Source organism: Acinetobacter sp. yr461 (assembly GCF_900110445.1).
Taxonomy (GTDB): Bacteria; Pseudomonadota; Gammaproteobacteria; order Pseudomonadales; family Moraxellaceae; genus Acinetobacter; species Acinetobacter calcoaceticus.
The window spans coordinates 1-14113 of record NZ_FODU01000030.1; the positions used below are offsets into that span (position 1 = coordinate 1).

The 14113-nt window shown below is 36.9% G+C and carries 12 protein-coding genes and 1 pseudogene; 1 reads left to right on the forward strand and 12 read right to left on the reverse strand.

The genetic code is table 11. The features are described from left to right. The 5 genes and pseudogenes from BMW38_RS19100 to BMW38_RS19120 form a co-directional block, all read right to left on the reverse strand. Positions 1-361 (reverse strand): annotated as a pseudogene (locus BMW38_RS19100) (protein FilE); the annotation flags it as partial. Beyond that, positions 355-2019 carry a putative pilus system OmpP1/FadL family transporter FilD gene (locus BMW38_RS19105; protein WP_092711066.1) on the reverse strand — a complete coding sequence of 555 codons (1665 nt, stop codon included), beginning with the start codon at positions 2017-2019 and terminating at the stop codon, positions 355-357. The pseudogene BMW38_RS19100 and the gene BMW38_RS19105, both read right to left, overlap by 7 nt. Before the next feature lie 12 nt (positions 2020-2031). After that, a complete protein-coding gene (locus tag BMW38_RS19110) occupies positions 2032-3210 on the reverse strand; it encodes a putative pilus system protein FilC (protein ID WP_213031203.1) in 1179 nt (392 codons plus the stop codon). 44 nt (positions 3211-3254) lie between these two features. Further along, positions 3255-4088 (reverse strand): putative pilus system C39 family peptidase FilB, encoded by an 834-nt coding sequence (locus tag BMW38_RS19115; protein WP_045437505.1) that lies wholly within the window; start codon positions 4086-4088, stop codon positions 3255-3257. A gap of 313 nt (positions 4089-4401) precedes the next feature. After that, complete coding sequence (locus tag BMW38_RS19120; protein ID WP_045437502.1) at positions 4402-5250, reverse strand: putative pilus system protein FilA; 849 nt, start codon at positions 5248-5250, stop codon at positions 4402-4404. A gap of 355 nt (positions 5251-5605) precedes the next feature. On the opposite strand from BMW38_RS19120, the gene BMW38_RS19125 reads away from it, so the two are divergent. Next, the gene (locus BMW38_RS19125; RefSeq protein WP_092711073.1) at positions 5606-6964 is read left to right on the forward strand and encodes an anthranilate synthase component I family protein; all 1359 of its coding nucleotides are present in this window, start codon (positions 5606-5608) and stop codon (positions 6962-6964) included. A gap of 3 nt (positions 6965-6967) precedes the next feature. Here BMW38_RS19125 and hisC read toward each other — a convergent pair whose 3' ends face one another. The 7 genes from hisC to BMW38_RS19160 all read right to left on the reverse strand — a co-directional run bounded on the left by hisC (position 6968) and on the right by BMW38_RS19160 (position 13810). Further along, the gene (gene hisC / locus BMW38_RS19130; protein ID WP_092711076.1) at positions 6968-8053 is read right to left on the reverse strand and encodes a histidinol-phosphate transaminase; all 1086 of its coding nucleotides are present in this window, start codon (positions 8051-8053) and stop codon (positions 6968-6970) included. Positions 8054-8122: 69 nt separating this feature from the next. Next, positions 8123-9412 (reverse strand): histidinol dehydrogenase, encoded by a 1290-nt coding sequence (hisD, locus tag BMW38_RS19135; protein ID WP_005043028.1) that lies wholly within the window; start codon positions 9410-9412, stop codon positions 8123-8125. A gap of 106 nt (positions 9413-9518) precedes the next feature. After that, positions 9519-10202: an ATP phosphoribosyltransferase gene (gene hisG, locus BMW38_RS19140; RefSeq protein ID WP_005043031.1), complete on the reverse strand. Its 684-nt coding sequence runs from the start codon at positions 10200-10202 to the stop codon at positions 9519-9521. Continuing rightward, entirely contained in the window at positions 10202-11458 is a 1257-nt protein-coding gene (gene murA / locus BMW38_RS19145) for a UDP-N-acetylglucosamine 1-carboxyvinyltransferase (protein WP_092711078.1), read from the reverse strand. The genes hisG and murA overlap by 1 nt, the downstream gene beginning before the upstream one ends. Positions 11459-11464: 6 nt before the next feature. Beyond that, positions 11465-11716, reverse strand: coding sequence for a BolA family iron metabolism protein IbaG (ibaG, locus tag BMW38_RS19150; RefSeq protein WP_004641297.1), 252 nt, complete (start codon positions 11714-11716; stop codon positions 11465-11467). A gap of 138 nt (positions 11717-11854) precedes the next feature. Further along, positions 11855-12193: a ribosome hibernation-promoting factor, HPF/YfiA family gene (raiA, locus tag BMW38_RS19155; protein WP_049838342.1), complete on the reverse strand. Its 339-nt coding sequence runs from the start codon at positions 12191-12193 to the stop codon at positions 11855-11857. A gap of 168 nt (positions 12194-12361) precedes the next feature. After that, positions 12362-13810 (reverse strand): RNA polymerase factor sigma-54, encoded by a 1449-nt coding sequence (locus BMW38_RS19160; protein WP_092711081.1) that lies wholly within the window; start codon positions 13808-13810, stop codon positions 12362-12364. Positions 13811-14113 lie beyond the last annotated feature (303 nt).

Consider the following 14113-nt stretch of genomic DNA (forward strand, 5'->3'; position numbering starts at 1 on the left):
CAGTCGGTGCAGTCGGTGCAGTCGGTGCAGTCGGTGCAGTCGGTGCAGAATTTAATTTCTTTTGTGGTTGTTGTTCTCCTCTTTTCGACGAATCTGTATTGTGCTCTTCCTGTTTAAACACTTTTTGGGCGGGAACAACTATCTTATTAGTTGTTGGAGTCTGGTATTGTGTTTCTTCTATTTTAGAGGTGGCTTGTTTTTTCTGATCAACTCTTTTACTAGGCACAATCATAGGACGGCCATCGGGACCTATAATCGTATAGAATCCGTCTGCATATGAAACAGAAACATTCGCTATCGCAACACATAAGGTTAAGATAGCGAAATTAGGGCTAAACATCCTTTTATACTGTTTTACCATTTTGTTCTATAACTCAAACCAAGTACTGTGACTTTTGTATTCGTTTTTACATCTAAACCTGAATAAGGGTTTAATAAAATATTATCGACACCACACTTATTCGATAAAGTACTACTACAAGCTGGAATATTGTCACGACTACGTAAGAAACCGACAGAAAGATCTAAGTCTGTATCAGTATCAAAACGATAGCCTATTCCCAAACCGAATAATTGCGCATTATTGATCGGAACCATGGTATTACGTTTATCATTAGGAATAGCACTAGCTCTCGGTTCATAACCTGCTCGTAGTTTCAAACGATCAGTTGCTGAATACTCTAAACCAATACCCCAACTCCACGGTGAAGTAAACTTTAATGGCAATGCTAAAGAGTTATCAGTCACATCATTCGATAAAAGTTTAGCAATCTTTAATAATGTAATCTGTCTATCAAATTCAAATTTAAACTTATCCCAAGCAGAATAATCCGTCCATCCAACATCAAAGTTTAATTGTAAATCTGGAAATATTTTATATTTAATACCCGCCTGAAAATGTGCAGGATACTCTAAATCCATCGCGACTAAACCTGACTCAGTATCAGGAACATATCCAGGTAGTCCAAGAATTGCAGCTAAAATTTGCCCAGTTGCCGATGAGTTTAATCCCTGAACCAACTCTTGAGGAGCTTTGGCATTATTAATCATATATTTGCCTTTAAGACGCATCTTGGCAGCACTTTGATATACCATACCAAAGCCAAAATCATCAGTCGGCTCCCAAAGCAATCCCAAGTTATAACTAGGGCTTAATGATTGTTCTAATGAAACTTGTAATGAGCCCATTTTATTAAATGGATTCATTCCTTCTTTCGTATTACAAATTCCCAATAACAGCAGATCAGTAATCATATCGTTATTGTCTTTGAATGGTGCGCATACCACATCATCAACCATACGCAATACACCAATCATTTCATTAGGAAAACGTAAATCGGTATTTAAAGCAATCGCGTTATACGACATACCAATCGAAGCACCAATTGATAAATGATCATTTACTTGATAACCAAAAGATGGGGATAGATATGTAATACGCTCTACTGCAACCTGTTGTCCCATATAATTACCAGGATTGCCATTTTCTGCTCCAAAACCCGCTACCAAAGGCGCATACATTGCCGTTGCATAGGTTACTTTTGAACCTGGTGGTTTATAAGCTATACCTGCTGTAGGAGCAACGAGTGGGTAGCCGGCTCCCAAATCAACCATTTTTTTAAGAATTGGCACATATAAACTTGCATACTCGACATCCCCATGTACAGAATCTTTAAAATCTGTACAAATATTGGCAGAAACTTCAGGTCCATCATTACAAACTAGAGGATCGTCTGAATAACCAAAAATGTTGTACCCTGGAGGAGCTGAGAACTCACGCTGGATATCAAAGTTTGCAAGAATACCTTGTACATCTGTTTGTAACCCATCAATTTTCGCTAGTGCTGCTGGGTTAAAATGAACTGCACTAATCCCTGGAGGATCTGCCGTTACAGCATTCCCCATCGATAGTGAACGAATATCAACAGCTAGGTTTTGTCCTAATTGAGCATTGGCAAAGCTAGAAAAACCGGAGATAACAATTGCCACCGTTAAAGGACATAATTTAGGATATTTCACCTGCCTATCTCCTTATTTTTGTTTTTTGTTAAAACCTAAAATATCTAGCGGGAATGACAAGCCAAGTGAAATATCTGGCGCATCTTCGGTTAAACCAATACCTACCGTACCATTAACAATTGTTTCAGGTGAAACACGGACACCAAGAGCAAAAGAGAGCATCGCACTACTTTGATCTGGAGACGTATATGAGTCACCATTATCAAACTGGAATTCAGCATTCATATTAAAGCTTTGCTGATACGACATCGTTAGAGATACATCGTAGTTAAATGAATAAGCAAAACCGAAAGAAAAACCACCACTAATTCCAGGGTCAAATGAGGTTAATGTACGTGTACCACGCGCCTGATTCAAACCTGTTTCTTTAAAACCATAATTGGCAGAGGCTGAAGCAAATAAAACAACGGGATCAATATATTTACGAGTACTCGCGCCTACACCAGCTGAGTAGTAACCTTTACCTGTTGAAAGCTCATCTAAACCAATTTCATATGGGCTATCACCTGTCTTAGACGATAAACTACCAAAAAGCACCAAGGGTAACCGACCTTGTTTTAATGGAAAGGGTTCCCAACGAGCGCCAAGAGAAATATCCCCCAATCCAGCAGTAGTGGTATCACGAATAATTTCAGACTTTGCAACAAAAGGAAGAGTTGCGGATAAAGTTAAGTTGTCCAAGACCCCATACTGGACCGTAAAACTATTTGTCAAAGTATGGTTAGCATCTTCTTCGACACGTAAACGGTTAAGTTGAGATGAATTATCTGATAATGCTAAATCAATTCGTGTATCACGATAATAAGTGTAATCGAGGTCATAATAAGATGAGATGCCCCCTTTTTTAATTAACGAATATTGCCGCTCATTTGAAGTAAATACTTCTTGTAAATTCGTCTCTTGGCTTGCATCACCTTCTTTTTTCTGTAATGCAGTTGCCGCTTGATGCGCGCCACCATCATTGGCGGGTACCGTACTATTATCAGTTACAGGTGTATCAGACGGCTGTACTGTGCTTCCTGCTATAGCTGTATTCGAGTTTGTTGTATCTACAGAAGAACTTTCTGTGATAGCTGCATTTACATCTTGGCTCGATCCGTCTACTTGTACTTGATCCTCTGCATAGATTGTCCCTGTAATGGCACTCATACTTAAGGCCAATACACTCATCTTGATCCATCGATTATTCATGTTTTTCCCACCCAATTTATTTATTTTACTAAATTAAAATTTGACTATTTACGTTTGTAATAAAGACGCATATAGGTTTCTATTGGTAGTCCATAGGTCGCAGAGTGATTATCGTTATCTAACACGCGTCTCATGGTTGAGGCTTTATTTGCTAAACGATCATAATTAAATGTCGGATATTGCACATCAACAAAAGCATATCTGTTGACTGTTGCATCCTCTACATGACGCATATCTGCATCTTTTAAAGCCAATAGATCTTTACGCTGAGATTCAGGGACTGAAATAACAAATAAAGTATTATTATCCCAAATTTCTTTAAAACGATTTTCATCAAAGCTGATATTGCCTAATGCAGGATCAGCCACATAGACTCGCCCATCTTTATAAGCTTTATATACGACAAAATGTTTAAAACCAGCATAAGAAATTGGAACAATTGCAGGTTGTCCAAGCTTAACTAAATCGGAGAACTCACCACGATAACCACCGCTCTCTAAACCAATTGCTGTGACAAAGCGTTTCATATCGAGTAATGAAAAACTTCGGCGTTCAATAATGCGTTGATATTCGCCATACTGTAGCAGACCACTCATGGTCTGCTGTTCAGTCAAACTGGTTCCGACATACCCATTTAATAACGTTGTAAGAGCAGCCGAGCCACAACTATAGTCATAGGCTTGGCGAACAATTCCACGAAATTGATCTTCTACAGCAGGTTTGATCTTGACTGGTTCAATGTGATTTCGATGAAATGATAAATTACGTGAATCGGCAGTCTCTGTGTAATAAACAGTTCCCGGCGGCTTTTTTTCTATTTCGAAGGCTTCTGTCGCAAAGTAATACATCAATGCTGAGCCTAAAACAATCTCTAACATAAGCACTTGGTCTAATGGTGGCCTAACTGGCCTTATTCATTTTATTCTTAGAGCAATAGCTCTACATCCCTGTGTGTTGAAGATACCTTTTTTTTTTGTAAAAAACAGCTTTTTTTTAATCTTTTTGATGAATGTATAGTTCTACTTTAATTAAAGTGTTAATTAACTCTCATTTTTAAATATCAGCATTTTTAATATATTTATTATTTATATAATAATCTTATATTAAACAGATATATGAAATCATTTTAAATTTTCATTCAATAAAAAAAGCGCGTATTAAACGCGCTTTTTTAATTTTAAACTTTTTAAATTAGTGACCAGAAATTGTAATTGTAGAAGTACCTACATTTAAACCTTGAATTTCTAAATCACCAATTGAAGCATTAGCAGCCGCACCAAGGTGAATCCCTTGCGCATACACATTCATGCCTTGAGTACTATTATTTTGGATTTTTAAGCCAGTTGGTACAACTGAAATATTCGCATTCACGTCTAAATCACCAGTAGTATTACCAGCACCACGTACCATTACTTTATCTAGGACAATTTTACCGCCGCCAGCAGCATCATTAATACCAAAGTTAGATAGTGTTAAACCACCTTGTAAACTTGAATTTACTTTGATCATCGCACCTTGTGGAGTAGCCCCTAACTGAACATTCGCTGAAATCTGACCTAAAGATAAATCTAAACCAGAGATAATTTCAGTTGGAGCTGTTTCTGTAATACCACGTACAGCAGTTGTCTGGTTTAAAGTACCCGAAGTACCAACACCAATTGAACCAACATGAATATCAACGGCACCTACTGTTGCAGCAACGTTTAAAAAAGCACCATTTGAGCCCGAAGCACCATTCGTATCAATTGCTAAATCTAAAAGGTTACCTGTACCTGTTTGAGTAAGAGTAACACCGCTGATTGCGATTGCACCACCAGTACCTGATGCACCAGTAATACCTGTTGATGATGCCAAACCATCATTATCGTGTAGATATAATTTATCGATAGAAACACCGCCAGAACCTAAAGCGATACCGATGTTAATACCATCTTGACCTGTAGCAGCACTAAGCGCAGCATCGTCCATTGACTGCATTGCCATTGCATTTGCGCTGATAGCTAAAGAAGAAACTAAAGCAAGTTTAGTGAACATTTTCATTGAGCACTCTCCCAAGAGCATTTATTTTTTGACTTTAACCACTCTCATTGTCTCAAGTTGCATTTTTCTTTATATAGCAACCGAAACTTCCAATCCTTGAGTAGTTTTGCTTAGCAATTACTAAATTACATCTACGTTACTTTTTGTTCAACTAGTGTTGTGCATTTTTTGCCAACTACCCGACAAACGGTACGCTCAATTTATTCCACTTTTAACTTCCAAATATCCCCCAATCCCATACTAAAATTCGACTATTTTATCAGCAAAAAACACCTCCCCTATAAGTCTTCTCCCTGACGATCCACAAGTTGTAGTAAACTAATATCTCCCTCATTAAACATTCTCTTATTCAAAAATGTCTCAGTTAAAGAAAAAAATCTCATTACATGGTAAAAATGCTGCCGAGATTTTAAAAAATTTACAAGGATTAACTGGGCTCATTTATTTAAATGACAATAACAATCCTATTATTGGCTTTCTTCCTCAACAATACATTCTTATTCAAAATAAAAATAATTTAGTTTTTCAGCGTCAAAATTTTAATGAATATAAAAATATATCAAAATCGAATCAGCTATTAGATTTTATTCAACTTAAAGAAAATAATTTAAAAGAAAGTAAAGATAATAAATTGATAATAAGTTTTAACGGTGGCTATATTGGTTTTATTAGTTATGATTTTGCAGCACATCAATTTATTAACGGTCAGAATCATATACAACCATCTTTATTCTTAGGCCAATATCGTTCTTTTTTAAAATATATAGATAATGACTGGTATTTTTTTAGCGATGAAGAAAACGCTCTTGATCTCGTCACATATATTGAAAAAGAATTAGAGACTCCTATTGTCAATAATTCTAAAAATACATTTAAATTAAAGAATGCTATTCAACCCAGATGGTCTAAAGAACAATATTTTAAGGCCTTTTATAAAATACAAGAATATATTAAAGCGGGTGATTGTTATCAAATTAATTTAACCCAAGAATTTAAAACCTCTTTCACAGGGTCATTATTAAATAAAGCAGAAGATTTATGGAATCTTACTAATGCACCATATGCAGGTTATTTAAGATTAGATCAATTTGAGTTATTAAGTTGTTCCCCTGAGCTTTTCATTGAATTCAATCAAAATAAACAAATTAAGACCAGACCGATTAAGGGAACTATGCCTCGATATGAGAATATTGAAAAAGATTTTATTTCTAAACAAACTTTAAAAAACTCGCAAAAAGATCAGGCAGAGAATGTCATGATTGTTGATTTATTACGTAATGATTTGAGCATTTATGCCAATACAGGCTCTGTAAAAACAACACAATTATTCGAGATCGAAAGCTTTAATCAAGTCCATCATATGGTCAGTGAGATTGTTGCGACTCTTAAAGATGATATCAACCCTATGCAAATGTTGCTCTCTGCTTTACCGGGGGGATCAATTACAGGGGCCCCAAAAATTCGGGCAATGCAAATTATTGAAGAATTAGAAGAAGAAGCAAGAGGTGCATATTGCGGGACATTAGGTTACTTCAATTTTGATGGAACGGGTCGTTGGAATATTCTTATCCGCAGCTTTCAACAATATCAGAATCAGCTCTCTTTATGGGCCGGCGGTGGTATTACGATTGCCTCAAATGCAGAAGCAGAATACCAAGAAAGCCTTGATAAAATCTCTGCTATGCTGAACTTGATGAACAGCACAGCAGATTAAAACTTAAAGAATATCTTGTTTTAACGTTTGCACTAAACGCATATTTTGCTCATCAGTACCCACTGTAATACGCAAAAATTGATTAATACGAGGCTTATTGAAATAACGCACAATAACACCTTGTTCACGTAATTGCTGTGCGAGTTGACCCGCATCATGGACTGAGTGTGAAGCAAAAATAAAGTTCGCTTTAGAAGGTAAAACTTTAAAGCCCAAAGCAGTTAAGTCATCTACTAGCTTTTCACGACTGGAAATAACTCTCTGAAGTTGTTCTTCAAAATAAGCCTGATCTTCAAAAGAAGCTACCGCGGCTGCAATTGCAAAACGGTCAATAGGATATGAGTTAAAACTATTTTTGACAGCTTCAAGCGCTGCAATTAAATGTGGCTGAGCGATTGCAAAACCAACGCGCAAACCAGCTAATGAACGAGACTTCGAAGTTGTTTGACAAACAACCAAATTCTCATAGCGATTTACAAGACCAACTGCGGATTCTGCCCCAAAATCAACATAAGCCTCATCGATCACCACTACCCGATCTGGATTTGCTTTTAAGATTTGCTCGATATCAGGCAAACCCATTGCAATACTGGTTGGTGCATTAGGGTTTGTAATAACAATCCCGCCATTTGGTTGTATATAGTCCTTAGCTTCTATCTCGAAATTCTCATTAAGTGGAATTTCTTTAGTTTTTGTTCCAAAGAACTGACTATAAACTGGATAAAAACTATAAGTAATATCCGGATAAAGAATAGGTTCGTCTTGAAGGAAAAATGCTTTAAAAATATGAGCAAGTACTTCATCTGAGCCATTCCCAACAAAAACTTGAGAAATCTCAATATTCTGTTGTTTAGCAATTGCTTGCTTTAAAGCTGTAGCATCTGGGTCTGGATATAAACGCAATGCATCAGCTTGCTGAGTTAAAACAGCTTGAACTGCTTCAACTACTTTTGGTGATGGCGGATATGGATTTTCATTCGTATTAAGTTTCAATAAATTCTGAATTTTAGGCTGTTCACCAGGAACATAAGGCTCTAATTCACGAACTTCTGGACTCCAAAAGCGCATTTGTGCTGTAGATAAAGTCATGGTCTTATCTCAAAAAAGGGCTGAAAATCAGCCCTGAGTAATAATTAAAAAACTACAAGGTTTATAAGCTTATTGATAACGATAGCGTGCTGAGCGTGCATGGGCATCTAAATTCTCTTGAACAGCTAATATGTCGGCTGTTTTAGCTAAGGTTTTAACCCCATCTTTCGAACACATAATCAAGCTCGAACGTTTTTGGAAATCATAAACGCCTAATGGAGAAGAAAAACGAGCAGTTCCAGATGTCGGCAATACATGATTTGGGCCCGCACAATAGTCACCGATTGCTTCAGGTGTATAACGCCCCATGAAAATTGCTCCAGCATGACGAATATCTTCGCTCATCGCTTCGGCATCATCTAAGCACAGCTCCAAATGCTCTGGTGCAACCTGATTAATCAACTCAATTGCTTCTGCACGGTCTTTAACTAATACCAAAGCACCACGGTTTTCAATTGAAGTTCGTGCAATATCTGCCTTTGGCAATTCATTTAAATGCTTTTCAATTGCCAACTCGACTGCATTGAGCAAAGCTTCATCTGGAGTTATAAAAATAGCTTGAGCCACAGTGTCATGTTCAGCTTGTGATAAAACATCCATAGCCAACCAATCTGCATTATTCTCACCTTCTGCATATACTAAAATTTCAGAAGGTCCAGCAATCATATCGATGCCGACTTGACCAAATACAGCACGTTTAGCAGCGGCTACAAAACGATTCCCTGGACCAGTAATTTTATCTACAGGTGGAATTGTCTGAGTACCATAAGCCAAAGCTGCTACAGCTTGCGCCCCACCAATGGTAAATACTCGGCTAACTCCCGCAAGATAAGCTGCGGCAAGAACCAATGGATTTAACTCACCATTCGGTGCTGGAACAACCATAATAATTTCAGGTACACCCGCAACATGAGCAGGTACAGCATTCATTAGAACTGAAGATGGATAAGAGGCTAAACCACCTGGCACATAAATACCGACACGGTCTAGAGGCGTAACTTTTTGCCCTAATGTATTGCCCAAGTCATCTATATAGGTCCAGCTATCTTGTTTCTGAGCTTCATGAAAAGTACGAATACGCTTTGCTGCTAACTCTAGAGCATCACGAATTTCTGGGCTTAAATTATCAAAAGCGGTTTTAAGTTGTTCTTGAGATAATTCTAAATCTGAAAATTGATGCGCAGGATGTCGATCGAACTGTTGAGTAAGCTTTAAAACATGATCATCACCATGCTGACGAACATCAGCAATAATTTGATCTACTGTTTGCACTAAATTAAGATCATTCACGGTTTCGAATGCTAAAAGCTCAGCAAAAACCTGTTTGAAGTTCTGATCTTGAGTCGATAAACGTCGCATCAATTTACCCACAAGGCGAAAAAGAAAAAGTAAGTTTACCCTTTTTCTATGCGCTTGTGGGCATCATCTAGCTTAACTATCGCAAAAGCATGATGGGAAATTGCTTTTAACGCGATTGAACAGCTTGTTCAAGCTGTGAAATGATTGGATTTAACAAAGTTTGTTTACGCTTAAAACTGGCTTTATTTACAATTAATCGAGAAGAGACTTTGCAAATCTCTTCTAATGGCTCAAGACCATTCGCTCTTAAAGTATTGCCAGTATCAACCACATCCACAATGTAATCACCTAAACCAACCAAAGGTGCCAGCTCCATAGAACCATAGAGCTTAATAACATCAACCTGCTCACCTAAGCTTGCATAATACTGACGTGTAAGATTGACATATTTCGTGGCAATTTTTAAACGACCCTTTGGATGCTCCATGCCTACTTTACCAGCAGTCATTAACTTACATTTAGCAATTTTCAGGTCAAGCAACTCATATACATGCTGAGCGCCATGCTCCATCAATACATCTTTACCTGCTACACCTATATCTGCTGCACCATTTTCTACATAGGTCGGTACATCAGACGCACGTAAAATCAAAATACGTACTTGCTTATGCGTAGTAGGGAAAATGAGCTTACGAGACTTTTCCGGATCTTCGAGCAAATTAATACCCGCTGTAGCCAATAAAGGTAACGTCTCTTTTAAAATACGCCCTTTACTTAATGCCAAGGTCAAACCATGATCAAAATTACCCATCACATCAAAATTAGGATCATCGTTTCTTACATCATTCATTAACTTACTCGCTTAATTTTGGCACCTAAACCTTGAAGCTTCTCTTCGACATGTTCATAACCACGGTCAATATGGTAGATACGATCAATTAAGGTATCACCCTCTGCAACTAAAGCAGCCAGAACTAAAGAGAATGAAGCACGTAAATCTGTTGCCATAACAGGTGCCGCCTGTAAGGTTTCAACTCCGGTTACAACAGCATCGTGACCTTCCACCTGAATATTAGCGCCCATTCGTGACAATTCAGGAACATGCATAAAACGATTTTCAAAGATCGTTTCAGAGATTGTCGCAAATCCACGGCCAATAACATTTACAGCCATCAGTTGTGCTTGCATATCAGTTGGGAATTCTGGATGTGGCAAAGTTCTAAAACTTACAGCTTTAGGACGTTTACCCATCATATCAAGTTCAATCCAGTCATCACCACGAGTGACTTCAGCACCCATTTCTTCAAACTTATCTAGAACAGACTCAAGCAATGCCGGATCCGTATGAGTTGTTTTTATACGCCCACCCGTAATTGCAGCAGCAGCTAAATAAGAACCTGTTTCAATACGATCAGCAACAACAGCATATTCACAGCCATGCAAACTTTCTACGCCAGTTACGACAAGAGTATCGGTATCAAGACCTTCAATCTTGGCACCCATTTTAATTAACATTTGAGCAAGGTCAGTAATCTCAGGTTCACGTGCTGCATTACGAATAGTCGTAACACCATCTGCTAATGCTGCTGCCATTAAGATGTTTTCGGTACCGCCAACTGTCACCATATCAAAAACAACTTCACCACCTTTTAAGCGACCATCAACTGAAGCGTGGACATAACCATTTTCAACTTCAATATGTGCACCCAAAGCTTCTAAAGCTTTTAAATGCTGATCCACAGGTCTTGAACCAATCGCACAACCGCCTGGTAAAGAAACTTTAGCATTACCATAACGCGCTAATAATGGTCCTAAAACCAAAATTGAGGCACGCATTGTTTTTACTAGTTCATAAGGTGCAAACTGATTATCTAAAGTAGAGGTATCTGCTTTTACTGTGTCATTTTCATAGCCAATCGTTACCCCTAATCCACCAATTAGCTTTACCAAAGTATTAACATCTTTAAGATTTGGAACATTGGTTATTGTAATTGGAGAATCTGCAAGAATAGTTGCAGCAAGTAAGGGTAAAGCCGCATTTTTAGCACCAGAAATGCGCACTTCACCTTCGAGCTTAACACCACCCGTAATTAAAAATTTATCCATTAATATTTAAGCTCCGAAAAGGCTTGCTTTACGCCATTCATCTTTGGTCATTGCACGAATTGTTACCGCGTGAACTTCCCCACTTGCAATATAAGTATTTAATGGTGCATAAACTAACTGTTGACGAGCCACTGTACGCTTACCTTCAAATTGATCATCCACTATACGGAGGTCAAATTTTCCGGCCTGTCCGCTCACCACCACTTCCGCTACAGGGAAAGCTTCTTTTAAAATTTGAGTGAGCTGTTCACTATTCATTGCAAAGACCTCTGACACAACCTAAGGGGTAAAACGGAGTATTTTACTATAACTTTTTCCAAGAATTCAGTACGTGTTTATATTTTATCAATAAAAAAGAGGCTATCTTTCAAGCCTCTCTTAACTTCAAAAAACTTATTAAATAGAAACAGTAACTTGCGAATAAGTACATTGCATTTTTCGATATCTTAATAATTGTCTTTTTAATTTTTCAGTCAATTTTTTAATTGAAGTATACATATCATCAGCAGTTGCCTGAGCAAACAACTCAATCCCCGGCAATCTTACAATAGCCTCTGCAACATGATTTGAACTGCCCTTATGAGAGCGCTTATCAATTTGATGATCTTTTGTTAATTTAATCTGCATACTGTTCACCTGATCTAGGTGTTTCGTTAATTGATTAAATTTTGATTTAATATTTTCTTCTATAGCTGGTGTAATTGCTAAATGATGACCACGAATCGTTATTTGCATAATTCTATCCCTCACCTTTTTTAGGTTATCTAAAGAAGAACTAAAACGATTTAATGCTATCAAAAAGAAATCTTAGGACAACTAAACCATTTTAGCTACTCCTCTTGGTGAAATTGAAATTTCATTATTTCGTCATAATGAACCTCTAGAATAGCCATACTTCAAAATTCAGATCAAGACTTTTCTTTCAGACGATGAAGGAATATGTAACGATTCTCGATATTTTGCGACCGTTCTTCTTGCCACTTCAATCCCCTCATCTTTTAATAATGTAGCAATCACATTATCTGACAAGGGTTTACGTGGATTTTCATTTGCTACAAGTTTTTTAATCATTGCACGAATTGCAGTAGAAGAAGCCTCCCCTCCAGCAGTTGTGCCTACATGGCTAGAGAAAAAATATTTCAACTCAAAAAGGCCACGTGGAGTAAGCATATACTTATTTGTTGTTACACGAGAAACTGTAGATTCATGTAATTCTACTTCTTCAGCGACATCTCGAAGAACCAGCGGTTTCATTGCCTCTGCACCAATCTCCAAAAAAGCTTTCTGATGCTCTACAATACAGGATGATACTTTTAATAGCGTTTTATGTCTTTCATCAATGCTTTTGATAAAGTTTTTCGCCTCAAGCATCTGATTACGTAAATATAAATTATCTTCACTCTGATCTGCTCTACGAATCATACTGGAGTAAAAACTATTAATTCTTAATTTAGGCAGCACATCTGGATTTAGTTGAACCTGCCAGTGTAAATCTTTTTTAGAAACCACCACATCTGGAATTTGATAGTCTGATTCTTCTTTATCAAAGTCCATACCGGGATAGGGTTTTAATGTTTTTAAAAGATTGATTGCAAACTTCAATTGATCTTTCGTTAGACCTGTCTGCTTGAGTAATTTATTTAGATCATTTGCTATTAAAAGCTCATAATATTGCAATAGGCTTTTTGCCTCATTTAAATATTCAACTTCTTTCGATAAAAATTCGAGTTGTATCGTTAAACATTCTGCTAAATTACGCGAACCAATGCCTAATGGATCAAGTCTTTGAATATGTTTTAAAACAACTAAAACTTCATCTTCCTCTATCTCTTCCTCTATATCCATTTCATTCAATAATTGCTGTGATGCTAAAATGATTTCCTCTAATTCAGCATCCAAGAATCCTTTATCATCTAATGCATCAACAATGCAGTAAGCAATTAATTGATCTATTTTAGAAAAGTGCAGAAGATTAACTTGTTCTAAAATATGTTCTTTTAAAGATAATTGAACTTGGCGATTATCCTCTCGCTCTTCAAATTCTGGAGTAGCCAAAGCAGTCGATTGATGAGTATAAATATCATCCCACTCTGTATCGACTGGTAAATCATCAGGTAAATGGTTTGCATTTAATTCAGTTGTTAAGTCATCTGAGTCTTTGCTTTCTAATGTAGACAGACTTTCTGTTAATGACTCTTCTTCTATTTTTTCAAGTAACGGATTACTATCTAGTTGAATCTGAATTTCTTGTTCAAGCTCTAAACTAGAGAGTTGTAACAAACGAATCGCCTGCTGCAATTGAGGTGTTAACGATAGAGAATTCGCAACTTTCAACCCAACAGATAATTTCATATATTTCAATTTCCATAAAACAAGCAAAAATCATGCCTATTCAATATTTATAACATATAGCTTCTATTTATCATACATATCAGTTTAAAATTTTTAGAAGAAAAAGTGGATTTTTTATTAAAAAGTCTTGCTACAGAATAACCTTATTTATCGATTAGATATTTTTGTTAATTAATTGATACTTACGCTAAATTTTTAGTTTTTCCCATTAATTCAGGCATAAAAAAACACCCCCAACTGATGTTGAGGGTGTTTGAATAATGAGCTGGCGATGACTTACTCTCACATGGGAAACCCCACACT